This is a genomic window from Mediterraneibacter sp. (assembly GCF_030825015.1).
GTDB lineage: Bacteria > Bacillota > Clostridia > Lachnospirales > Lachnospiraceae > Mediterraneibacter.
The window spans coordinates 26,050-50,558 of the sequence record NZ_JAPJQP010000012.1; the positions used below are offsets into that span (position 1 = coordinate 26,050).

Annotated in this window: 15 protein-coding genes; 8 read left to right on the forward strand and 7 right to left on the reverse strand. The window is 43.9% G+C overall.

The features are described from left to right. Positions 1-767: 767 nt before the first annotated feature. On the reverse strand, positions 768-7,403 hold the full coding sequence (locus RCH61_RS06715) for a discoidin domain-containing protein (protein ID WP_306480231.1): 6,636 nt from the start codon (positions 7,401-7,403) through the stop codon (positions 768-770). Between the two features lie 275 nt (positions 7,404-7,678). Between RCH61_RS06715 and RCH61_RS06720 the strand changes: the two genes are divergently transcribed. Genes RCH61_RS06720 through RCH61_RS06730 form a run of 3 tightly spaced genes read left to right on the forward strand, consistent with a single transcriptional unit; the run spans position 7,679 to position 11,825 of the window. Then, a complete protein-coding gene (locus RCH61_RS06720; protein ID WP_178006884.1) occupies positions 7,679-10,327 on the forward strand; it encodes a YfhO family protein in 2,649 nt (882 codons plus the stop codon). Positions 10,328-10,348: 21 nt separating this feature from the next. Then, the gene (locus tag RCH61_RS06725; RefSeq protein WP_306480232.1) at positions 10,349-10,795 is read left to right on the forward strand and encodes a GtrA family protein; all 447 of its coding nucleotides are present in this window, start codon (positions 10,349-10,351) and stop codon (positions 10,793-10,795) included. Further along, positions 10,779-11,825: a glycosyltransferase family 2 protein gene (locus RCH61_RS06730; protein WP_306480233.1), complete on the forward strand. Its 1,047-nt coding sequence runs from the start codon at positions 10,779-10,781 to the stop codon at positions 11,823-11,825. The genes RCH61_RS06725 and RCH61_RS06730 overlap by 17 nt, the downstream gene beginning before the upstream one ends. 19 nt (positions 11,826-11,844) lie before the next feature. Here the strand turns inward: RCH61_RS06730 and RCH61_RS06735 are convergent, their stop codons facing one another. The 3 genes from RCH61_RS06735 to RCH61_RS06745 are packed head-to-tail and all read right to left on the reverse strand — an operon-like array spanning position 11,845 to position 15,990. Then, complete coding sequence (locus RCH61_RS06735) at positions 11,845-13,740, reverse strand: ABC transporter ATP-binding protein (RefSeq protein ID WP_306480234.1); 1,896 nt, start codon at positions 13,738-13,740, stop codon at positions 11,845-11,847. Then, on the reverse strand, positions 13,733-15,466 hold the full coding sequence (locus RCH61_RS06740; protein ID WP_306480235.1) for an ABC transporter ATP-binding protein: 1,734 nt from the start codon (positions 15,464-15,466) through the stop codon (positions 13,733-13,735). Before RCH61_RS06740 ends, RCH61_RS06735 begins: the two co-directional genes overlap by 8 nt. Positions 15,467-15,519: 53 nt before the next feature. After that, positions 15,520-15,990 carry a MarR family winged helix-turn-helix transcriptional regulator gene (locus RCH61_RS06745; RefSeq protein WP_306480236.1) on the reverse strand — a complete coding sequence of 157 codons (471 nt, stop codon included), beginning with the start codon at positions 15,988-15,990 and terminating at the stop codon, positions 15,520-15,522. 254 nt (positions 15,991-16,244) lie between these two features. Between RCH61_RS06745 and RCH61_RS06750 the strand changes: the two genes are divergently transcribed. The 3 genes from RCH61_RS06750 to RCH61_RS06760 all read left to right on the forward strand — a co-directional run bounded on the left by RCH61_RS06750 (position 16,245) and on the right by RCH61_RS06760 (position 19,528). Further along, positions 16,245-17,384 carry a glucose-1-phosphate adenylyltransferase gene (locus RCH61_RS06750; RefSeq protein ID WP_306480237.1) on the forward strand — a complete coding sequence of 380 codons (1,140 nt, stop codon included), beginning with the start codon at positions 16,245-16,247 and terminating at the stop codon, positions 17,382-17,384. Position 17,385: 1 nt separating this feature from the next. Beyond that, complete coding sequence (gene glgD, locus RCH61_RS06755) at positions 17,386-18,501, forward strand: glucose-1-phosphate adenylyltransferase subunit GlgD (RefSeq protein WP_306480238.1); 1,116 nt, start codon at positions 17,386-17,388, stop codon at positions 18,499-18,501. Positions 18,502-18,832: 331 nt separating this feature from the next. After that, positions 18,833-19,528, forward strand: a complete 696-nt coding sequence (locus RCH61_RS06760) for a 3'-5' exonuclease (protein ID WP_306480239.1) — start codon at positions 18,833-18,835, stop codon at positions 19,526-19,528. A 10-nt stretch (positions 19,529-19,538) separates the two neighbouring features. Here RCH61_RS06760 and RCH61_RS06765 read toward each other — a convergent pair whose 3' ends face one another. Then, positions 19,539-21,281: a DUF885 domain-containing protein gene (locus tag RCH61_RS06765; protein WP_306480240.1), complete on the reverse strand. Its 1,743-nt coding sequence runs from the start codon at positions 21,279-21,281 to the stop codon at positions 19,539-19,541. Between the two features lie 134 nt (positions 21,282-21,415). On the opposite strand from RCH61_RS06765, the gene RCH61_RS06770 reads away from it, so the two are divergent. After that, positions 21,416-21,931 carry a spore maturation protein gene (locus RCH61_RS06770; RefSeq protein WP_178006861.1) on the forward strand — a complete coding sequence of 172 codons (516 nt, stop codon included), beginning with the start codon at positions 21,416-21,418 and terminating at the stop codon, positions 21,929-21,931. 105 nt (positions 21,932-22,036) lie between these two features. After that, positions 22,037-22,690, forward strand: coding sequence for an ABC transporter ATP-binding protein (locus tag RCH61_RS06775; protein ID WP_306480241.1), 654 nt, complete (start codon positions 22,037-22,039; stop codon positions 22,688-22,690). Between the two features lie 43 nt (positions 22,691-22,733). Here RCH61_RS06775 and rsmI read toward each other — a convergent pair whose 3' ends face one another. Together rsmI and RCH61_RS06785 are read right to left on the reverse strand one after the other, a co-directional pair. After that, entirely contained in the window at positions 22,734-23,585 is an 852-nt protein-coding gene (gene rsmI / locus RCH61_RS06780; RefSeq protein ID WP_306480242.1) for a 16S rRNA (cytidine(1402)-2'-O)-methyltransferase, read from the reverse strand. Between the two features lie 126 nt (positions 23,586-23,711). Further along, positions 23,712-24,509, reverse strand: coding sequence for a tRNA1(Val) (adenine(37)-N6)-methyltransferase (locus RCH61_RS06785; RefSeq protein ID WP_306480243.1), 798 nt, complete (start codon positions 24,507-24,509; stop codon positions 23,712-23,714).

Here is a 24,509-nt window from a genome sequence, read left to right on the forward strand (position 1 = left end):
TTCATAACAGCATCCTTACCACACATCACTTACGATCCTTGTTTCCGGTACCACCACACATACTAAACTCGATATGCACGAATGATAATCTACTCAATGTTTCTTTACACATCTTTTGAAATTCTGCTATATGTGGTATCTGTATTCAATATGCCTGCAAATGTCAAATCTTTCTGATCTTTATCCGGATTACAACTCTCCGATCAATTCTTTCGTTATTTTTATTCCGGATTATCTATCCTTGAGCAAAGGTCTCTTTTCCACAGGAACTTACACTTGCCATACCACTAACATATTGATGATTCACTGAAATCACACTGTCCATTGGTCTTTTCCTCCTGCTATCCGTTTATTTTTAATCTAATCAGACAACTGATATGATGTCTTCTTAGTTAAATATCCTTTTGAGATGTTTCTTATTTTTTATTTTGTTGTATCTCTTTTGGATGTCTTTATAATATCACCCGAGTTTTGTTTTGTCAATACATTTTTATAAAAAACTTTAAATAATTATATTTTAGTTTTATATTGTATGAATTTTCTGATAATATAATCTCTTTCTTTCAAACATCCGGCTTTTCTGCCTCTGCACAATTACCAAAAGCGCCAAAAGGCATATCTCAGGATCGTAAGCGGCTGCCAAAGTCTCAGACAAGCCCGGACTTTGGCTCGTCGCCTATACAAAAAAGGACAAAGCGTCCGCCGCCGAACGCTTTGCCCTGTTAAAGCTTAAATGTCCATTGCCTTAATGAAAAGACAAGAATACACTATGCTCTTTTTCTTCTAACCGCTACATAAGCGATCATTGACAGTCCTGCAAGCACGAGCCACAACGCTACGTTTGCAGTATCACCTGTCTGTACGCTTCCGCCCTGTGACGGAGTTGATGGTGTCTGCGGATCATCCTTCGGCGGTGTAATCGGCGCTTTCGTCAAGCCGTCTGCCGCTGAATTCAACTGTGCCAAAGCAGCTTTTACCTGATCTGCTGTCGCAGCCTCGTTATCCAGGATTGCTTTTGCAGATTTCAGAGCGTTTTCAAACTTCGCCCAGCTCTCTGCTGTGTAACCGTCGTTCTTCATATCTTTGTACTTGTCGTAAGATGCCTTAAGTTCGCTCTTATCACCAGGTTTCACCGACGGTTTTTCAGCAGGTGTTAATCCTGCACGAGCGTCTTTTAACGCGTTAAGCGCTGCGTCTACCGCTGCCTGATTGCTGTTACTGTTGTCTTTCACGATTGCGTTTGCCGCTTTCAACGCGTCTGCATAATCCTTCCAGGAATCAGCCGTAAAGTCTGTCTCTTTCAGATCTTTATACTCTTCAATGAGAGCTTTCAGCGCATCTGTGTTTCCACGTTCTGCAAGAGCTGCAACTGCATCATTCAATGCTTTTGCTGCTGCATCGATCTCTGTCTGATCTTTGCTGTCTTTCAGTACCTTTTCTGCGTCTGCAAGAACTTTTGTCATTGCGTCATAAGAAGCTGTTGTGTACAGGTTCGCATCAGCCGCGTTCGCTGCATCGATTGCTGCTTTCAACGCTTCTTTGTTGATCTGCTCTACTTTTGTCAATGCTTTATGAGCATCTTCTAACGCTTTCTTCGCTGTGTCTACTGCATCCTGATCAAGGTTGCTGTTATCTTTCACTACATCTTCTGCTGCTTTCAATGCATCTGTATAAGTCTTCCAAGAATCAACTGTGTAGTCTGCTTCTTTCAGATCTTCTGCCGCGTACTGATCGATGAGCGCTTTCAGCGCGCCTGTGTTTCCACGTGCTACAAGAGCTTCAACTGCTGCGTTCAGTTCATTTGCTTTCGCATTGATTGCCGCCTGATCCTTACCGTTTGTCAGAAGTTCTTCTGCTTCTGCGAGAACTTTTTCCATTGCCTTGTAAGAATCTGTTGTGTATGTATCTTTATCTTTATTTTTATCTTTTGCCGCATCAACTGCTGCCTGCAATTTGCTCTTATCAAGCTGCGGATCTACCGGAGCTTTTACAAGCGCTTCTTTCGCTGCTTTCAACGCGTCTTTCGCCGCATCTACTTCTGCCTGCGTCTTATTGCTGTTGTCTGCCACGATTGCATTTGCCGCTTCAAGAGCTTCTTCGTATTTCACCCATGTCTCATGTGTGTAATCCGCTTCTTTCAGTTCTTCATACTCTTTGATAAGAGCTTTCAAAGCATCTGTATTTCCGCGTTTTGCCAATGCTGTATGAGCGTCTTCCAAAGCTTTCTTCGCCGCATCTACTGCTGCCTGATCGCTGTCGCTGTTGTCTGCCACGATTGCGTTTGCCGCATTCAGAGCTGTCTCATAAGCGCTCCATGTAGATGTTGTGTGAGCGTCTGCTGTCAGTTTTTCTTCTGCATACTGATCGATCAAAGCTTTCAGCTCGTCTGTGTTTCCGCGTTCTACAAGTCCTGCTACAGCTTCATTCAATGCTGTAACCATCGCCTCGATCTGCTCTTTTGTACCGTTTACAAGAAGCTGTTTTGCTTCTGCAATTTTAGCTTTTACCGGCTCTGCGCTTGTTACTGTACTTGTTTCAACTTTCTTCTCTGCGTCTGCGATTGCTGTCTTCAGAGCGGATGCGTCTACAAGTTTACCTTCTGCGCCTTCCAGTTTCGTTATCATAGCAGTTACTTCGTCCTGTGTCTGTGCTCCTGTCGCCACAAGATCGTAACCTTCTTTTACGAGCGCTTTGAATGCTGCCGCGCTGTCTGTCGTTGCTTTGGATGTGTCTACTGCTGACAATTCAGTCAATCTTTCGATTAATGTTGTAATGTCTACGCTCGGTGTTTCGCCTTCTTCCGGTTTTGTTCCGAATACTTCAAGCTCTACAACGTGGTTTGTTGTTGTAGCGTTGTTCGTTCTTCCGTACATATAAACACGAACAAACTGTGCTTTTGTGCCTTCCGGCAATGTCCATGATTTGCCCTGTGCAGATTCTGCATAGTCTTCGTCGAATTTTTCCGGTGCTTGTGTATACAGTTTATGAACATTCTGATCATCTGCATTGTAGACGATTGTAGCTTTTCCTTCTTTGAAGTCTGTTTCTTTTTCTGCTACAGCCACTACTGTATCGCCATATGTTCTACCATCACCCCAGTAACGATACAGTGACAGGGAATTCACATCACATACATCCCCTAAATCAACCTGCATATAAGAGGATTCGCGTCTGTTGTCTGCACCGAACTCAGCATAGTTTGAACCATAATCTGTCTTGTTTCCATCAACAGCCATAGACATTGGTCTGTCGCTGCCTTTTGCTGCGTCTGTGTCATCTTTTGTCCATTTTGCTGTTACGTTTGCATCTTTTGCGATGTTCTGTGCTTCTACTTTTTCTCCGTAGATTGCAAGATCACCGACTGTGATAGATGTATTTTCTTTAGCCGCCTGCCAGTGATAGGACGCTGTTCCGCTGATGCGTACATATCTCGCTTCCTGTGCCGCGAACATAATCTCCTCAGGGAAGAATGACTCATCATTTGTATTTTTAATCTTGCTTGAAAGATCAAGTCCGTTTTCTCCTGTTACCGGAGTCCATGTCTGTCCGTCTTTACTAAGCTCTACCACCAGATTCTTAATATTACCTGTACATGCCCAGTAATTCTGTGCCCCATTGAAGTATCGCGGTGTGTAATCAACCTGATCCAACTTATATGTAGATCCTAAGTCAACTTTCAGCCATGCATTATCACTGCTTACATTGCCTTCTGGCACTTCCTGACTTGTCCAGAATGTTGTTTTGTCTCCGTCCAAGATCTTGACTTTTTCACCTTCACTCGTACCAGAAACTGTAATCATGCTGTCTTCAAGTGTCAGTTTCGGAAGTCCTTCCGGCTCTCCCATCTTAGCTACTTCATCATAACCATATGCGATATCGTACACAGATGCCGCTGTCACGCCTTCACCTGCTGTGATGGCAGCTTTTTTCACTGTATGGAATCTGTTATCTGCATTGTAAGCAGATCCTTCCAGTGTTCCGTCTACATAAAGCTTCAGCATACCGTTGTTTTCTTTCACCCCTACCACTTTATGCTCTGCTCCGTCATTGATTACCTTGCCGGAAACCGCTGTAGCGCCGTTCAGTGTAAATGATGCTTTTCCTTCTGCCGTTACTTTCAACTCATACTGAGCATCCTGTTTTACGAGAGACTTATCTGTACCTGTTGTGTTTACTGTAGCAGCTACTGTGAATCCGTTGTTGGAATTCAGAGATTTATCTTCTGCTGCAAGTTCTCCTGCTGTAACGCTTCCGTTTTCAACGATCACGTTATCTTTGTGATATACAACAGATGCAGCTTCTGTTGCTTTGTTGCCGGACATATCTTTGATATCCTGCGGAGTTACTTTTACTGCCGCTTCATTTGCCGGAGCTTCTGCTAATTCGATATGATATGTTGTATCGTCTGCACTCTTCTTAACGGAAGCAACTTTTCCATTTTCTACCTTAAAGAGGTTTCCTGATACTTTCTCATCGAACTTCACTGTGATTTCTTTCGCACCGTCTGTCATAATTCTGTCGATCTTCGGCGCTGTTGTGTCTTTCTGAGCTGAAACGCGTAAGATACGCACTTCGTTCGGTTTCAGGTTCACTGTATATTCTTTGCCGTACTCTAATGTACCTGTCTGAGCAGACTCATCTGAAAGAAGATAGCTGTGCTCTAAGTAGTAGTTTAATGTGCCTGCATTTTCTGCAACGCCCATTGTACGGTCAAATGTGAACTTGATCGTCTTATCTGCGCTTGCAGACGGGTTACGGAGTGAGATGATTCCGTCTGTTCCGTCGAAGCATGAGAATCCGTATGCTTCTGCCTGCGCTTCGTTTGAGTCAAAATTATTTAATTTTGTAACATCCGGTTTTCCGCCGATCATCTTGGAGTTTTTCAGCATATGGTAGTTTGCCTCTGCCCACTCAAGGAATTCTCCTGTGATCTCGTATTTTCCGTCTGTCATAATACTGTCAGAATAGTACAACTCCCAGAATGCTGTTCCACGAGTAGAAAGCATGTACAGATAGTTCTGGAAATCTTCATCTGTAGCAGTATTAACCGTCATTCCTGTTCCTTCTTTTCCGTAAATCGGATCATGGTTGTAAAGGTTCTGGAGCGGGAACTGGAACTGATGATTCTTCAGGAAATCATAGTAACAAGCGTCACGGTATGTGATCTGCTTGTTCATCTTTGTCGTTCCAAAAGATGCGTCTCTTTGATCCGCTGTACACTGAAGCCATACGGAGTTCGCCCACTGTAAATACCACGGACTCGGGTTTACATAACATGTAAGGGAAATCCAAAGATTATTAATATTGTCTTCTTTTTCACTCTTACGAACTGTTTCCATCAGATCGATCCATGCTTCCCACAGATCAGTCACATGATACATCTGATGATAACCGCCTGTCATATGGTGGTTTGACTCGCTGTATACCGGAACACCGTCTGCTCCGCCTGCATTATTAAAATGGTTGTACTGAGCATTGTCTGCGAATCCATCCCATTTCCAGTAGTTGACATCCCATTTTTTCTGCCATTCAACTGCCATTTTTGTAAAGTTATCTACATATGTGCGGTCAGCCACGTCGATAGAGCCGCCGGCTTTACTTCCGTTTTTTGCTGTCTGAATAATATCTGCTAATGTACTATAGAAGTTATATCCGCCTCTCGGTCCAACCCATACTCCGAAGTTACTTCCGAACTTCTTAACAAGTTCGCTGGATGGTGTCAGTTCTTCCGGGAATTTCTCATTAAACGTCCAGAAACCTTTGTTGTTAATTGTTGCTCCGGATTGTTCGTGCGAACCTTCGCCTATTGATCCATTATTATATGCATTCCATCCATCGTCTACTACATAGGAATCAAGAGGACTGACTTCCGCTTTATTCAACTCGCGGTCAATCTCAATGAAGGAATTCAGAATATTCTCATCACTGATCTTCATCATGTTATCGAACCATGAGTTATACTGTGTACGGAACTCTGACGGAGTTGCGATCGACTTGATATACTCGAAGAAGTCTGCCTGAATAACTTCCTGCTCCGTACTTCTTGCCGCTCCTGCAACTGTCTGCCATGTTACATACTTATTATCTGTTGTCAACTGGTTGTCTTCTTTCAATCTGCTGAATGTCTTACCGCTGTAATAGCGCATAAATCCAGTTCCGTCAACGATCTCTGTATCCGCCACCGGGAATTCACATCCGAAGAACATTCCCTGAATGTAGATCGGCTGTCCGAGGTTTGCCTTGAACTCTTCCATCTCTACGATGCCGCCTTTTCCTCTCGGAATTGTCCACTGTGCATCGGACTCTGCCACTTTCAGAGACTCAAGGTCGATGTAGTCGATTTCAGCATCTGCCATTTTGTCATCCGGCACATCGATCTCAAGGAATTTACGCATGAAGTGATCTCCTTCATACATTACGATTACTTCGTCGATCGTATAGGCTACGTCTTTGTGAGTATACGGCTTGAAAGAAAATGTTACTTTCTTACCATTCTTCTGTACTCCGTTAATCGTCGCCGTCGTATCTTCAACTTTCACTGCATCCGTATCTTTCAGCTCTAAGTCGCTTGTCTCAAATGCACGATCATCCGTATCTACCGGTGCTTTCTCTGCGTGAAGATTAAACTCTGCTCCGCCGGCAAATTGAGCTCCATTGTTTGAAGACGTTGCTACGAACTTAATCTGTTTCGCAGTACATGCTTCTTTCAAGTTCACATAGATCGGGTTCACTCCATTATACTCGAAGTCACCTCTGGCAATCGGTTCTCCCCAATCTTTGGAATCATAAGCAAGTGGATCTGTTGCTGTTGATGCATACAGCTCATATCCCTTGATATTTCCATTTGTATTTTCCCCTTCTTTTCTCGGCGTGTAAGAGAAGGACTGGAACGTCACGTCTTTTCCAAATGTAATTACTACATTGTATGGATATGCCTGAGTACCAGTTCCTCCACCATAATTAGAATGCCAAATACTATTGATATTGCCATCCAGTAAGTTCTGCGCCGGACCATCTGAATCGCCCGATGCATTCTGATAGCTGTCTGCCGTTGCTGTCCAGCCTGTACGCTCGATTGCCGGTAAGCTAATCGGTTCTTTTTGCTCTTTCGTTGTTTTTACAACGAATTCTTCACTGCCTTCTTGAGGCGTGAATACTGTGCCTTCTCCACCAGTTCTTTTGTTCACAATTTCAGTCGTGGACAATTTATTGCCCGCTGTTGAAAATGTTCTTTCAATGGCATCGTTTCCGATTGTAACAGTATTACCTTCCTGTTTTACGGTCACATTGCCATAAGGAACTGTTGTCTCATTTTCTACAGCCCCTACAACTGATGTCGTGGAGAAGACGCTCGTCACAACCATTGCTGTGGCGAGCACTGCACTGAAAAATTTCTTTTTCATAATTTTCTCTCCTTTCTCTGTGAAATTGTTTATCTTTTCACAGTCTGCATCTATTTTATGATAGCATATTCCCCTTGATTTAGATATGGCAAATATTTGTTTTGTGAATTTTGCTTAATTTTTATCAACATATCCACATTTTTTTAAGATTTCATCGGTTTTTCTTAAGAATTCTTCGATTTATTTTCCACTGTTTATTAAGAGAGATGTTTTACTCTGTTTACATCAAGAAATAACGGGAATGCTATAGTCACCCGATAAAGGAGCTTATATATATGAAGAAATACGTTTATCCGACAATGCTGATTGTTCTTTTCATCATATTAACCGCTGTAATCCTGCCGTCCGATGCCATCTATGGTTCCAATACCGACTGGCTCTCCCAACATGCCGTACTGGCAGAAACGATCCGTGATGCCTGCGTGGAACAGCACACGCTTCTTCCCGACTGGATCAATCTCGGCAGCGGCAGTAACGGATATCAGTTTTCCTACTACGGATTTTTAAGACCTGATATTCTCATCGGATGTCTCTTTCCTCAGATCCCGATGGTTTCCATTTTAATCGGTTATATGTTTTTCCTTTATCTTGCCGCCATCCTGCTCTGCTATGTATGGCTGCGAAGCGAAGAGATTTCTCCGTCTTTCGCCCTGATCGGAAGCATTCTCTTTCTGACTGCCGGATGTCTTTTCCATATGCACCGTCAGATTATGTTTGTCAATTATCTGCCGTTTTTAATCCTTGCCTTTCTATGCATTAAGAAACAGCGGTTTCGTTTCCTTCCGTTATGTATACTGCTGATCTGCCTGCACAGTTTTTATTTTGCAATCGCTGCATTCGCCTCCATCGGCTGGTACTGGCTGCGGCTGGAGGGCATTTCCTTTTGGAAGCATTCTTTTTTCAAAAAATATCTTCCTTCCGCCGCTCTTTCTATATGTATGTCTGCCGCGCTGCTTTTGCCGACCGGACTTGTACTGACAGAACACAGGCGAAACGGAGGTGGATTCTCCCTTTTTAAACTGTTGGAACTATTCGGACCAAACGTGTCCATGAACAATATTTTGTTTAACGAATACGGCTTAGGACTGACGCTCATCTGCTTTTATACGATCCTTGCCGGATTAAACCGCAAAGATCCGGCAAAAAAGAACTTCTTCGCAGACAGCGTATTATTTCTGTCTTTTGGACTGTTCGGATTCTTTTCCTACATTTTAAACGGAACGCTTTACGCAAGACCGAAAATACTCATTCCGTTTCTGCCTCTGTTCATCCTGCACTGCATCCGTTACTTAAAATCAGCCCATGCCGAAAAACATACGACAAATTCCGGCTCATGGTATCCGCTCTATCCGTTTGCGGTCATGCTCCCAATCGGACTGCTCTGGTTCAGTCAGATACAATTCCCATGGATTTTGACCGAACTTTGTCTTCTGTTTTTATTTTGCCTGATCCAAAGGAGAAAGCAGACGCCTGATTTACAGAAGCTCAAAAACCCCTGTATTTCTCGCCAAATGGAAATGCTTGTCTATCTGCTCGTACTTATTGCCCCAATCGGCATGTATATTACAACCGCATCGAAGGAAAACTGGGTAAAGAGATCCGCACTTTCATCGGATTCTCTTTCAGAAGAAGCTGCGAATGTCCCGATGGATCCGCGCTATCATTTTGACAGTCTGGCTGCCCCGCTTGCAAGCGGAAACGAAACAGTCACTTCCGAAATGACGCGAAGTTCCATGTACTCTTCTGTGACAAACAGCGCTTATTCTGATCTGTACTACGACATATTAATGACTCCCATCGGGATCAACAATCGTGTGGCTCTGCTCACCGCCGATAATCCATTCATGCTTCGGCTTCTCGGCGTTCGGTACATTGAAACCGAAAAGGATCATATTCCTTTTGGTTACACGCCGCTGTGTTCCACTGCAAAGGACACGATTATTGCAGAAAATAAAAATGTGCTTCCGAATGTTTATTTCACATCAGACACGATCTCTGAAGAAAACTTTGACCGCTTAAGCAAGATCGAGCAGCTGGAAGCGCTCTTTCAAAAAACAGTTATCAGCAATCAGAAGAAAACGTTTGACGCCAGTACTGCCGACCATTCTTCAGGTTTCTCCTCTGATTCCTCCGCTGAAAGCTTCAAGCTGCAGACATTCATCACCCCTTTTTCTCCAAAGCTTTCTGTCAGCGGCGCGCTGCCGGAAAGTCTTGATATTAAAAAGACATCGAAAGGGTATGAAATAATTTCGAAATGTAAACAATCGTTGACATTTTCGATGGACAACACGGGAAATGGCAGTATTTTGCTGCTTTCTTTTGAAGTAAAAAACAAGACGTTCCAACCTGTCGTAATTGATATTAATAAAATCCGCAACAAACTTTCGGGAACTTTCGCCCCTTATCCAAACGGAAACAATACGTTTCACTACCAACTTTCCACTGATAAGGACGCCGGCTCAACCAAGATGCATGTCACGATCCCGAAAGGACATTTTATCATCAGCCATGTGCAGTGGTATTCGTGCAGCGAACAAATTTTTAATGAAAAGAACGTCTCCCCTGCCTCGATGAGAAGGACTGCCGAAGGAAAAGAGAAACAGAACTTTCTTTCAGGCACAACCGTTTTTTCCGGAACATTTACCGCAGATCAAGACGGAATCCTTGCCACTTCGATCCCATACCAAAACGGGCTGGAACTTCTCATTGACGGAAAACAGGCAGATATCATTCGTATAAACAAAGCATTTGCCGGAACGGCCGCTGACAAGGGAACTCACCTGATAGAAATCCGTTTTTCCCCACCCGGAAAAACTGTCGGCTGCATAATAAGTTTCACTGCTCTGTCCCTATACCTTTGCAGGCTGATCTTATCTTTTCTGCATTTTATTTTGAGGGAAAAATCTTTGACTATAACATCTTGATGAAGAAAGAAGGAATTTGTTTTGAAACGAAATTATTTAAATAAAGAATTGCTTACCTATCTTATAACCGGAGTCATCACAACCGGAGTAAATTATATATTCTACAGTTTACTTTTATTTTTTCACATGCCGTATCTTGGCTCTAACAGCATCGCGTGGGCAGCCGCAGTAATCACTGCCTATACGCTGAACCGCAGGTGGGTCTTCCGATCAGACAGACGAATCCCGGAAGAATTTTTTGCATTCGCAGCATTGCGTTTCCTTACGCTGCTTGTCGAAAATCTCCTTCTGTGGATTGCCATTGACCAATTCGCTTTATCTCCGCTTATATCAAAATTGATTGTAAGCGCCGTAACTGTAATCGGAAACTATGTACTGTGCAAATACCGTGTTTTCAAAACTGCCGGCCATCGGCAGGGACAACCTATGATCAGAAAGGAGCTGCTGCCCTATGACAACCAAAAATAACGCTGCCAAAAATAATACGATCAAAAACAATATTTGTTCTTTTAAGCCTCACCTGACCGCATCTGCTGAAAAGATGCTGCCTTGCGAAGAATCAAATCCAAGTCCCGCCGCTGATGTGATCAGCATTATCGTGCCATGTTACAACGAAGAAAAAGTTCTCCCCGCTTTCTACGACGCAGTTTCAAACGCCGCATCCTCGATCGAAAGCGCTGTCTGTGAACTGATCTTCGTAGACGATGGAAGTTCTGACCGCACAGCGGATATCCTGCAGCTCTTCACCGAGAAAGATGACCGCGTCCGTTTCCTTACATTTTCCAGAAATTTCGGAAAAGAAGCCGCAATGTACGCCGGTCTTCAGAATGCATCGGGAAACTACTGTGTATTTATGGACGCCGACTTGCAGCATCCGCCCGCTTTGCTCAAAGAGATGTATCATGCCGTCAAATACGAAGGGTACGACTGCTGTGCAGGTCTAAGAGAAGACAGATCCGGCGAAAATCCGGTCCGAACATTTTTATCCCGCTCTTTCTACCACCTGATCGGCAAAACATGTCATCTTGACATGGGTGACGGAAAGGGAGATTTCCGAATGATGAACCGCGCCATGACCGATTCCGTTTTGGAACTCAAAGAATACAACCGCTATATGAAAGGGATCTTCTCTTTCGTCGGATTTGACACGAAATGGATTCCATTTCACAACACCGAGCGCGCCGCAGGAAAAACAAAGTGGAATTTCCGTTCTCTGTTCCGCTATGCCATGGACGGAATTTTATCCTTCTCTTCCGCTCCTGCTTCCCTTCCCGGATTCATCGGAATATTTCTTTTGATCGCCGCGGTTGTCACAGAACTCGTTTCCGTCTTAACCGGACACGGAACAAACTGGATCATCCTGCTTATCTGCCTGATTCTCGCGTTAAACGGAATACAGATGATCTTCCTGTCTCTGCTTGGACAATATATGTCAAAAGATTATATGGAAAGTAAGAAGCGGCCGATCTATATTATAAAAAAGAAAGGGGGGTTTTAAAATCCCCTCTCTTTCTATTCTACGACAACTCTAAGTTCCCTGTATAAAGCTGATAATATGTTCCTTTCTGCGCCAGCAGTTCATCATGCGTTCCACGTTCGATAATGCGTCCGTGTTCCAGCACCATGATTGCATCGCTGTTTCGGATCGTCGAAAGTCTATGGGCGATCACGAATACGGTACGTCCCTTCATCAAGTTATCCATGCCTTTTTGAACGATACTTTCCGTTCTTGTATCAATAGAGGATGTCGCTTCATCAAGGATCAGTACCGGAGGATCGGCAATAGCGGCTCTGGCAATCGCAAGAAGCTGACGCTGCCCCTGAGACAATTCTTCCCCGTCTCCGCTCAAGCGTGTCTCATAACCTTTCGGAAGCATCTTGATAAATCCGTCTGCGTGAGCCAGCTCTGCTGCCTTATAAACTTCCTCGTCTGTGGCATCCAGCTTTCCGTAACGAATGTTTTCCATGATCGTTCCTGTAAACAAATGTGTATCTTGAAGAACGATACCAAGCGATCTTCGCAGGTCCGACTTTTTAATCTTGTTAATATTAATGTCATCATAACGGATCTTTCCATCCTGCACATCGTAGAAGCGATTGATCAAGTTCGTGATCGTTGTCTTTCCTGCTCCCGTCGATCCGACAAAGGCTAGTTTCTGCCCCGGTTTCGCGTACAGGGTCAGATCATGGAGCACCATATGATCTTCCGTATATCCAAACGTCATATCATAAAATCTCACATCACCTTTCAGCTCCGTATAAGTCACCGTACCGTCAGCCTGATGCGGATGCTTCCACGCCCATAAACCAGTTCTTTCTTTGCACTCTGTAAGATTTCCATTTGCATCTTTCTTTGCATTTACAAGAGTAACATATCCTTCATCTACTTCCGGCGCTTCATCCATCATATTAAAAATACGTTCTGCACCCGCAAGAGCCATAATGATCGAGTTAAACTGCTGGGCGATCTGCATAAACGGCTGGGTAAAACTCTTCGTAAACTGAAGATAAGACGCCATCACACCGAGCGTAATATTTCCAATGCCGAGAACAGAAAGAGCTCCGCCCAGCACAGCAGTCAAAACAAACTGCAAGTTTCCAAGGTTTCCGATGACCGGTCCCATAATACTTGCAAATGTATGCGCCTTAGATGCGCTCACAAACAACTTCTCATTAAGCGCATCAAACTCCTCTTCCGAAATCCGCTCATGGTTAAACACTTTAACGACACGCTGCCCCGTCATTCGCTCTTCCACAAATCCGGTGATATTTGCCAGATCAAGCTGCTGCCGCACGAAATATTTTCCGCTGTTTCCGCCGACAACTCTCGATACAAACGTCATCACCCCGATCATCACAACGGCAAGTACGGTCAAAATCGGACTCAACACAAGCATGGCGATAAATGTCACTACGATCGTGAGCGCCGACATCAGAACCTGCGGGATCGACTGATTAATCATCTGCCGGAGCGTATCCGTATCATTCGTATAAAGGCTCATGATCGAACCATTTGTATTCCGGTCAAAATAACGGATCGGCAATTTCTGCATATGCTCAAACATTTCATCACGGACACGCTTAAGCACTCCCTGACCGATCACGACCATAAGCCGTGTGTATACAAAGGAAGCAATCACACCGCTTAAGAAAATGCATGCCAACACACCCAGCGCCTGATACAGTTCCGTATAATCAGGGCTTTTTTGTCCGATCAACGGGATGATATAGTCGTCTAACAAAAACTTCAATGACAAAGAAACCGAGATTGTTGCAATGGAGCTGACAAGAATACAGATCAATACAATAATAAACTGAACTTTATATGTCTTTGTCACATAGCCAAGCAGACGTTTTGCCGTTTTCAGAGTGTTTTTATCCACAGACGGCTTCTGTCCTCTCTCTTTACTCATCGATTCCGCCCCCTTTCATCTGCGATTCATACACTTCCCTGTAAATCGCATTTGTTTTCAGCAATTCTTCCGAAGTTCCGATTCCGTTGATCTCTCCGTTATCCATAACAATGATCACATCGGCATCTTCTACAGAAGAAACTCTCTGTGCGATAATGATCCGTGTCGTATCAGGGATCTCTTCTCTGAACGCCTGACGGATCAGCGCGTCTGTTTTTGTATCTACCGCACTTGTCGAATCATCCAGAATAAGGATCTTCGGCTTTTTCAAAAGCGCCCTTGCAATACACAGTCTCTGTTTTTGACCTCCTGACACATTATTTCCGCCCTCAACAATCATCGTTTCATATTGATGCGGAAACTCTCTGATAAATCCATCCGCCTGCGCCAGCTTACATACACGTTCTACTTCCGCATCACCGGCATTTTCATCTCCCCAACGAATGTTCTCATAAATACTTCCTGTAAAAAGTACGTTTTTCTGAAGCACGACAGACACCTGATCCCGCAGTACTTTCAAATTATAGTCCCGCACATCGACTCCTCCGACTTTCACCGTTCCCGATGTCACATCATACAGTCTCGGGATCAACTGTACAAGCGTTGACTTTGCACTTCCTGTACCGCCGATAATTCCAACAATCTGACCGCTCTTAATATGAAGATTTACATCTTTTAACGAAAGATTGCCTCCTTCACCTGAATAACTAAAATCCACATGGTCAAATTCAATATCACCGTTCGCAACTTCTGAGACAGCGTCTTCTTTATCTTCCATTTCCGGCGCTTCATCCAGTACTTCATTAATACGTTCCGTAGATGCTTCTGCGATCATGATCATTACAAACACAAACGACACCATCATAAGAGAGGTCAGTATCTGAAGCGCATAGACGATCACACTTGTCAGTTCTCCCGTAAGCATATCGCCGCTCATAATACTCTCGCCTCCGATCAGAACCATTGCCAGCACAACAACGTACATTGTGAACTGCATCGTCGGAGAGTTCCACGCAACGATCTTTTCCGCTTTCGTAAAAAGCCGGAATACAACGCCCGAGATTTTCCCGAATTTTTCCACTTCATGCTCTTCCCTCACATACGCTTTCACAACACGGGCTGCATTGACATTTTCCTGAACGACATTATTTAATTCATCATATTCATCAAATACTTTGATAAAATGAGGATGCGCCTTCTTCGCAATAAAGATCAAAATACCTCCCAGCACCGGGATTGTAATCAACATCATCAGCGCGATTGCCGGACTGATCGTCACAGTCATGATCAAAGACATCACGATCATAATCGGCGCTCTCGCAAGAAGGCGGATTGTAAACATATACGCCATCTGTACGTTCGTAATATCTGTCGTCAATCTTGTTACAAGTCCCGGCGTCGAAAAATGATCGATATTGCCGAAAGAAAAATCCTGAATCTTATAGAAAATATCATGCCTCAAGTTTTTTGCATAACCCGAAGACGCTATGGCAGCAAGCTGTCCGGCCTTTGCTCCGAAAAAGAGAGCAACGACCGCAAGCGCTACGAGCAAAACTCCCAACTTGATAATATATGCCATATCGCCGTTCATGATCCCTACGTCAATGATCTTTGCCATCAACAGCGGGATGAGCACTTCTACAAACACTTCCGCCGCAACAAGAACAGGCGTCAGAAATGACTGCTTTTTATACTCGCGCACGGAGCGCAGTAATTTTTTATCCATCTTCCTATGATCCCCTTTCTTCTATTTCCGCATTCCCAAACTATACGTTCTGTCTATTCCAACTCTTTTTTATTCTCCATGCAGCAGCTCTCATCTTCAGACAGATTCGCCGATATTTGTTCCAGCACATCCATACAGATTTCCATCTTTTCATCCGGTATTCCCCGACGAATGATCTTCTCTGTACAATCTATATTCATCAGTACATGTTCTCTGACCTTCTCCGCTTTTTCTGTCGGCACGATCTTTTTCAGCCGTGCATCCCGATCTTCTGCTTTCCTTGTGATGAATCCATTCTTTTCCAATAACTGCAGGATCCCTGTCCCCGTTGACCTTCGAATCTGAAACTCTGCTTCAATATCTTTCTGATAAATATCTCTGCTCAGCGACTGCAGCAATACATAATGAAGTACATGTCTCTGCATATTCGTCAGCGAATCTTCTTCCTCATGACAATTCATTCTCCGCTTTAGCTGATGAGAGATCCGATTAATGATCTTTCCTGCATCCCGCCGCTCGTTCATAATCTTTCCTCTTCTCTTTCCGCTTCTTTCGTTCCGCAAATGATACCTTCGTTTTCTATGTAAATTATAATAGTTCGGGTGCTAACAATATAGTATATGTATCAAAATTTTTAATGTCAATCCTTTCTTTCTGCACAATTTTACAATTTATACCATTTTAACGAATTTTTTACTGTTTTCCTTAACAAAGTATAGCAATTTAACAAATAAAATTGTATAATAAAAGGGAGTAAATTATAAGGGAGGACTCAAGCATGAAACAAAATAATATGTTAGCCATGATCTTGGCCGGTGGACGCGGTTCCCGTCTTCATGACCTGACCCAAAAAGTTGCCAAACCGGCTGTTTCATACGGCGGAAAATATCGAATTATTGATTTTCCACTCAGCAACTGTGCCAACAGCGGAATTGATGTTGTCGGCGTATTAACACAGTACGAATCCATTCTTCTTAACAGTTATGTAGCTGCCGGAAGACGTTGGGGATTGGACGCGAAAGACAGCGGCGTCTATGTACTCCCGCCCCGTGAAAAATCAGATGCCAATCTTGATGTTTACCGTGGAACTGCTGACGCGATCTCACAGAATATCGACTTTATCGACACTTATTCTCCGGAATACCTTCTTATTCTCTCCGGCGACCATATTTACAAGATGAACTATGCAAAGATGCTCGCATTCCACAAAGAGAGTAAAGCCGACGCAACGATTGCGGTAATCGAAGTTCCGCTCAAGGAAGCCAGCCGTTTCGGTATTATGAACACAGACGAAACAGGACGTATCGTAGAATTCGAAGAAAAACCGGAACACCCGAAGAGCAATCTTGCTTCTATGGGTATTTACATCTTCAACTGGAAACTGCTCCGCAAGACACTTCTTGCCGATATGAAGAACGCAGATTCAAGCCACGATTTCGGAAAAGATATCATCCCGACACTTCTTACCAACGAGAAAAAACTTTGCGCTTACAAGTACAAAGGCTATTGGAAAGATGTAGGAACGATTGATTCTCTTTGGGAAGCAAACATGGATCTTCTCGACAAAAACAATGCCCTTGATCTGAACGATCCGGCATGGAAGATCTATACAGAAGACGTTACAGCTCTTCCGCAGTACATCGGCGCTGATGCCGTTGTTGACCGCGCATTTATCACACAGGGCTGTGTTGTCAACGGAAAAGTGAAAAATTCCGTCCTGTTTACAGGCGCAAAAGTAGCGGAAGGAGCACAGGTGATCGACAGCGTTCTTATGCCGGGCGCAGAAGTTGCCGAAGGTGCAGTCGTTACCCGCGCGCTCGTTGCCGACGGTATTAAGATCGGCAAGAATGCTGTTGTCGGAAGTGCAGACAGCAAAAATATCGAGCTTGTTGCCAAACGTGTAAAGGGGGATGAATAATATGAACAAAGCTTTTGGAATTATAAATTTTGCCGGAAATCATATTAAAGTAGACGGTCTTCAGGACTTCCGTCCTGTAGGTGCGTTCTCTTTCCTCGGTCGATACCGTATCATCGATTTCCCAATCTCTAATATGAGCAACAGCGGAATCGACAACATCGAAGTGTTTGTACGCAGAAAACCGCGTTCCCTCACAGAGCATCTCGGAACAGGACGTCACTATAACATCAACTCCAAGCGCGGCAGTCTGAATATCATGTACACAGAGCATGGTCAGATCGGCGATATTTACAGCACAGATATCACTGCATATATGGAGAATATGGACTGTCTTGAAGAGATGAAACAGGAATATGTTGTGATCGCACCAAGCTACATGGTTTACAAGGCGGATTACAGTGAGTTCCTTGACGCACATATCGAATCCGGCGCTGATATTTCTATGATGTATCACTCGGTAGACAACGCAAAAGAAGCGTTCCTGAACTGTTATGTTCTGAATATCAACAAACAGAAAGGTGTCCTTTCTATTGAGCAGAATCACGGCAATGCAAAGAACCGCAACATTTCAATGGATACATATGTTATGAAAAAAGATCTTTTCATCGAACTCGTACGCAAAGCCAGCAAGATGTCATCCATGTATACATTTTCTGACATTATCGATGAAGAATCTCAGAACCTTGATATCCGCGCGGTATCTCATCGTGGATTTTTCGCAGTGATCAATGATTTCAACGCATATTATCAGGCAAATATGTCGCTTGTAAATCCGACTAATGCGAGCAGCCTTTTTGATAAAGACTGGCCGATCTACACACACACGAACGATTCCTGCCCGACACAATATTTTGAGGGCAGCAAAGTAACTTCTTCTGTTATTTCCAACGGCTGTCTGATCGAAGGTACTGTTGAGAACTCGATCATCGGAAGAAGCTGCGTCATCAAACCCGGCGCGATTGTAAGAAACTGTATCATATCTGCAGACGTTGTCATCGGAAAAGGAGTTCATGTAGAGAATCTTGTTGTAGACAAACACGCCCGCCTCATCCGCGGAAAACGTGTCATCGCAGCTCCTGACAAACCGGGATATGTAAAACGTGGCGATAAACTTTAATCATAAAAAATCCCGAAAACATAGCTTCGAGATTTCCTCCTTAACAGGATCTTATAAACAGTACAGGGAGTCCACGGCAAGTATTCTGCCTCGGACTCCCTGTATTTTTGCAATGGCGATGAGCCAAATTCCGGCTTGCACAAGACCTTGGCGACCACTTACAATCCCGGAATGTGCCTTTGGACGCTTCCGGCAACTGTCTTTTATAAATCCGAATATCCTCTTTTCCTGCTGGATTTTCCGTTCTGATTCCTATATAATTATAGTAATTTTAATTATAGTAAAGTTTATTCCCAACAACTTTCCACATCTGAAAAGGAGCACGATTACCATGTTGAAATCTTACATCGCTTTCGACCTTGAGACAACCGGATTAAATCCTATGACAAACGAAATTATAGAAATCGGAGCTTTAAAAGTCCGTAACGGAAAAGTCAGCGAACGTTTTATGGAATTTATCAAACCGACAGAGCTTATTTCTCCCGCAATCACAGACTTAACCGGCATCTCGAACGATATGGTTCGCTCTGCCAGAACTGCGCGTTCCGTCATCTCAGATTTTGTAGACTTTTGCGAAGACGATATTCTTATAGGACACAATATCATCTTTGACTACAGTTTCACAAAATGCACTGCCGCCCGCGAAGGACTTTCTTTTGAGAAACTTGGAATCGACACTTTAAAGATTGCCAAAAAAGTCCACCCCGAACTGGAATCCCGAAGTCTGGGCGCTTTGTGCGATCACTACAGCATCGAAAACAAGGCAGCGCACCGCGCCTATTTCGACGCGCTTGCAACTGCCAAATTATATCAAACTCTTTCTCATTACTTCGAAGCAGAGAATCCGAAAACATTTAAACCAGAACAGCTTACATATAAGATCAAAAAACCTCAGCCTGCCACCCCGAAACAGCTTGCTCTTCTTGAACGTCTCACGAAAAGAACCGGAAGCATTTTTCCGAATGCCGACACACTGACCCGAAGCGAGGCTTCCAAAATGATCGACAAGCTGCTGAAAGGAATTTGATTTTTTACATTTACATTTTCCACATATAATCTTCAACAATTTCAAACGGTGCAGGGCCTACATTGAGCACAGCCGAATGAAATTCCTTTTGTAAGAAATCTTTTCCTTTCTCATCAACCCATTTTTTCTTCAATTCCAGAAACTCTACATACCCGATATAATATTTCAGATAATTGGCGGGCGACCCTAAGATTAACTCGTATATCTCCCCCACAGTCTCTGCATCTGTGATGCCATAATTTTTAAAAAACCGAAGCGCATCGTCAATACTCCAGCCATCATAATGGATCCCTATATCTGCAAGTGCATAAAGAGCCAATATGATAGAGGCATTTTTCTGCAGCAAAACTGCCTGTTCTTTCGACAGTCCCATCAGATAATAACTTCCCATCTCCGCATAGGTTGCCCACCCTTCTACATAACCTCCGAAATCAAGCAGGCTGCGGATCGGATCCGGATCAGTGCTTTCATAATAGATCGTCTGATAGAGATGGCCGGGATATCCTTCATGGGCAAGCGTCGTAAAAAGCGTCATATCATTTCCCATGCGCGCCCGGTTAATATAGATTACATTTTGCCCGGAATTATCAATGGCAGGGATCATATAGAACGCAGGACTTAGATGTTCTTCCATCGATTCCGGCACATATTTTACTTGTAAGTCTGTTTTAGGAGGTTTCGGAAACGCCGTTTCACAGCCTTCTTTCAACTGTTCCAAAATCTGCTCTGCCTTTTTGTTCGACATAAGAGCGGCTGCTTCTTTCGCTTCCTTCGTTGTCATCCCAAGCACCTGCTCCATTGCCGTAAGATCTTCATTGATCTGCCGTCGTGTCATATCTTTCAGTTCTTCCACCGACCGTCCTGATCCTGTCGACTGACGCACGAGCAGTTCATAATACGCCTTTCCTTCCGGAAAATGCACTAGCCCTTCCTCGTTTTTTCCTTCCCCTTTCAGTCCTTCAAGTTCCTCTGTCAGACGCTCGTATGCCGGAAAAACATAATCGGATACGGCAAGTGCATTTTCTTGTATATAGTCACTTTTTTCTTTCTCCGTCAACTCTTTTAATTCCATCACGCGGTCTGCAAATGTAGAATATAAGTAGTTTCCGTTTCCTGTTTCAAGGAATGCCCGACACTGATTGATTACAGTTTCTACTGCCTGATCCGACATAAACAACCCCGCTTCCGCCTTCTGTTTCTCAAACTCTATAATCTCCTCAAAATACGTTTCTGTCTGACGCACAAGCGCCAAATAAACGTCCACATCTTCCCTGTCATAAAACCGATATTCCGATAAAACAACCGGGAGCTGTGTCTGCGCCCCGCTCACAAGCCCAAGAGGTTCTTCGTACATTGTATAATCTGCGCTTTTTTTCATCATCTTTAACCGATAATTTAAAATATCATATGTAATCTTATTTTGAGTATTTAATTGATCGTATTCGAATTTCAACAGAGCCTGCCTCATATTTTCCGCCGCAGCCTTGACTGTTTCCGGCTCTCTTTCAAATTGACCGAATGTGGCGCCAGACACTTCGATTCCATACTCTTCCGGAGCTTTGAGCGTATAGTGAAGGCTAATTGTATTCGCGGACACTTCTTTACAAAATAATTCCTTCGTATATTCCTCGAATTTCGCATCCTCGCTTTGACCTTCCGATGCATTTTTTGCAGCGCATCCACTTGCCCCTCCGACAACAGAGAAAGCAACTGCCACAGCAAGGAGCAAAGCAACCATTTTCCTTACCGACATCCCGACCCCCGAACCGTCTTTTACTGCATCCTATGTTTCCTTTTTTCCTAATATACATCGCTTTTTGAGGAATGTATCTGCACAGCGTACATAGAATCAAATAATCCGTGTATTCTGTAAAGGAAGGTCTTTTTATGCATCTGCTCGTCTATGTTTCCAATTATATAGTTCCGTTCCTTATTTTAAGTATCGTTGTCTACGGTCTTTTTGAAAAAGTCAATGTTTATGAAACATTTATCAAAGGAGCTAAAAGCGGATTTTTTACTGTCATCCGTATTATGCCCACACTGATCGGACTGATGGCCGCAGTCGGAATACTCCGCGCATCGGGATTTCTCGATTTTATCGCGGCACTGATCGGAAACTTTACGGATCTGATCGGATTTCCCGGAGAACTTGTTCCTCTTACTGTTGTAAAAATGTTCTCTTCTTCTGCCGCGACCGGACTTCTGCTGGATCTTTTCAAGCAATTCGGACCTGACTCTCATATTGGACTTATCGCCTCGATCTCGCTTGCCTGCACAGAAACGATCTTCTATACGATGAGCGTTTATTTCATGACTGCCGGAATCAAAAAATCCCGCTACACGCTTGCAGGCGCTCTCATCGCGACATTCGCAGGACTTGCAGCAAGTGTTCTGCTTGCCTGACCGCCGCACTTGTGCTCCAATCAGGAGCTGAACGAGGGTTTGGGATTGTAGATAAAACTTCTTTGTGCTAATATAATATTATCATGTAAATACGGAGGTGTTTTTATGGCAAGTGTGACATTAGAACACTTATCAAAAACTTACTCAAACGGTTTTGTTTCCGTAAACGACGTCAGTCTTCATGTTGATGACGGTGAATTTATCACGTTTCACGGTCCGAGCGGTTGTGGCAAATCCACTATTTTACGCATGATCGGCGGACTGGAAGACATCACTTCGGGAAAGATTTATCTCGGCGACGAATTATTGAACGATATCCTGCCGCGAGACAGGCGGCTTGCGATGGCTTTTCAAAATTACACGCTTTACAAGCATTTCAACGCCTATGACAATATGGCTCTCGGTCTGCGGCTAAGAGATCTTCCCCGCAATATTATCGACAACCGTGTGAATGACGCCGCCAGCCTTCTCGGAATTTCAGGAGTTCTTAACCAAAAGATCAAGTCCCTTTCCGAAAGAGACAAGCAAAAAGTGGCTCTCGGACGCGCGATCGTCTGCCACCCGAAAGTACTCCTTGTAGACGAAGACTTCGCGCGGCAAGATCCCGAACGCAGGAAAGAGATGCTCTGTGATATTTTGGAAATCAACGAAGAACTTAAGATCACGGTTTTGTATGTGACAAACGATCCTTTGGAAGCACGAACATTAGGGAAAAAAATTGTTTTTATGAAAGACGGAAAAATAACCGATATCGGATAACCTCCGATATCGGTTATTTTAGATGTGAAACTTTTAAGTTTCATTAGCTATTTTTTATCTTCTCAAGATAGTTGTAAATTTCTCTTTTCTGCATACCTCGATCTTTCGCCGTTTTCTTCATCGCATCTTTTCTGTCAATCCCCTGCGACAAATAATATTCCATATGCTCTTCAATCGAAAGTTGCGTCCATCGCTCCTGCTCTTCCTGTTCAATCGTTTCCCGGCTCAAGCCTTCAACGACAAGAACACACTCTCCCTTCGGCGTATGTTCCTCATAATAGGACGCCGCCCCGGAAAGGGTTGATCTGTACACCGTTTCATGGCGTTTTGTCAATTCTCTGCAAACACTGACCTGACGATCCCCCAATCGTTCTGCCAGTAATTTTAATGTTTTAACAAGCCTGTGCGGAGCTTCATACAGTACGATCGTTCTCTGTTCCTTCTCCAGCGAACTTAACACTGCTTCCCTCTCCTTTTTCTCCGGTGGAAGGAATGCTTCGAATGCAAATCTTCTTGTTGGAAGACCGGAGATCGTAAGCGCCGTTACGCATGCCGCTGCTCCAGGCACTGCCGTCACCGTAATCCCCGCTTCATGACACATACGCACAAGTTCTTCTCCGGGATCGGAAATCCCAGGCGTGCCCGCGTCTGTAATCAAGGCAATATTCTTTCCTTCAGAAAGCTTCTCTACAAGCTTTCTCCCTTTCTCAAACTTATTATATTCATGATAGCTTGTCATCGGAGTCTGAATCTCAAAATGATTAAGAAGCTTCACACTGTTACGCGTATCTTCTGCTGCAATGAGATCCGCCTCGCGAAGCACACGAACCGCCCGAAATGTCATATCTTCCAGATTCCCGATCGGTGTCGCGCACAAATAGAGCGTTCCTGCCATCTTTCCCTCCCGTTTTTCCTTTCCTTGCTTTTATGATCTTAGCTGACTCTCGTTTTCTTTTCTTGTTTTTCTTGTTTTATCCGATTCTCATGTTCTTTGATTTCACCGCTCTGTTTATTTGACTGTCTATTCATAGATCACAATCGGAGGTTCTACTATTACGCGCTGTTTTGCCCCGCGCACACCTTCGATCAAAACCATCGTCGGCTCTTTATTAATATGTGGATAAATAAACTGAATCCGCTTCGGCTCTATCTTATAATGATTCATTTTAATCATGATTTCCGTCAATCTAAACGGTCGGTGTATCATATAAAATCTGCCTTTATCCTGCAGAAGTCTCATGCTTTCCCGCAAAATATCATCAAGCGTACAAAGCACTTCATGCCTTGCAATCGCTTTCGCATCTTCGGGATTACGCAGACCATGTTCTGCGATCATATACGGCGGATTTGTCGTGATCACATCAAAAAAGGCCGGCTTAAATATTTCCGCCGCCTCCTTGATATCACCGGTCACGATGTCCACTTTTTCTTCCAGTCCATTGTATGACACGCTTCTTCGCGCCATCTTCGCCATCTCCGGCTGTATTTCCAATCCTGTAAAATGGCTGCCCTTCGTCTTTGCAGACAAAAGAATCGGTATAATCCCGTTTCCCGTTCCCAGATCAAGCACCCGTTCTCCCGGCTTTACTTTCACAAAATCCGAAAGAAAAACCGCATCTACACCAAAACAGAACTTCTCGGGATTCTGGATCAGTTCAAGACCATTAAGCTGCAAATCATCCAGCCGTTCTCCCTCCAACAGTTCCGCCGTTCTCGGCTCTCTCGACTTTCCATGTCCTTCTCCGTCTCGATCTGACAGAACCGCATCCTTCTCTTCCGTCCGCTCTTTGGCGGCAGCCGCCTTATATTCATCCGACAT

What these genes read in the sequence shown, in the direction of transcription:
- RCH61_RS06715 (WP_306480231.1), bottom strand. Translation starts at nt 7,403, where the DNA reads ATGAAAAAGAAATTTTTCAGTGCAGTGCTCGCCACAGCAATGGTTGTG.
- RCH61_RS06740 (WP_306480235.1), bottom strand. Translation starts at nt 15,466, where the DNA reads ATGGATAAAAAATTACTGCGCTCCGTGCGCGAGTATAAAAAGCAGTCA.
- RCH61_RS06775 (WP_306480241.1), top strand. Translation starts at nt 22,037, where the DNA reads ATGGCAAGTGTGACATTAGAACACTTATCAAAAACTTACTCAAACGGT.
- RCH61_RS06785 (WP_306480243.1), bottom strand. Translation starts at nt 24,509, where the DNA reads ATGTCGGATGAATATAAGGCGGCTGCCGCCAAAGAGCGGACGGAAGAG.
- RCH61_RS06765 (WP_306480240.1), bottom strand. Translation starts at nt 21,281, where the DNA reads ATGTCGGTAAGGAAAATGGTTGCTTTGCTCCTTGCTGTGGCAGTTGCT.
- RCH61_RS06760 (WP_306480239.1), top strand. Translation starts at nt 18,833, where the DNA reads ATGTTGAAATCTTACATCGCTTTCGACCTTGAGACAACCGGATTAAAT.
- glgD (WP_306480238.1), top strand. Translation starts at nt 17,386, where the DNA reads ATGAACAAAGCTTTTGGAATTATAAATTTTGCCGGAAATCATATTAAA.
- RCH61_RS06735 (WP_306480234.1), bottom strand. Translation starts at nt 13,740, where the DNA reads ATGAGTAAAGAGAGAGGACAGAAGCCGTCTGTGGATAAAAACACTCTG.
- rsmI (WP_306480242.1), bottom strand. Translation starts at nt 23,585, where the DNA reads ATGGCAGGAACGCTCTATTTGTGCGCGACACCGATCGGGAATCTGGAA.
- RCH61_RS06730 (WP_306480233.1), top strand. Translation starts at nt 10,779, where the DNA reads ATGACAACCAAAAATAACGCTGCCAAAAATAATACGATCAAAAACAAT.
- RCH61_RS06720 (WP_178006884.1), top strand. Translation starts at nt 7,679, where the DNA reads ATGAAGAAATACGTTTATCCGACAATGCTGATTGTTCTTTTCATCATA.
- RCH61_RS06770 (WP_178006861.1), top strand. Translation starts at nt 21,416, where the DNA reads ATGCATCTGCTCGTCTATGTTTCCAATTATATAGTTCCGTTCCTTATT.
- RCH61_RS06745 (WP_306480236.1), bottom strand. Translation starts at nt 15,990, where the DNA reads ATGAACGAGCGGCGGGATGCAGGAAAGATCATTAATCGGATCTCTCAT.
- RCH61_RS06750 (WP_306480237.1), top strand. Translation starts at nt 16,245, where the DNA reads ATGAAACAAAATAATATGTTAGCCATGATCTTGGCCGGTGGACGCGGT.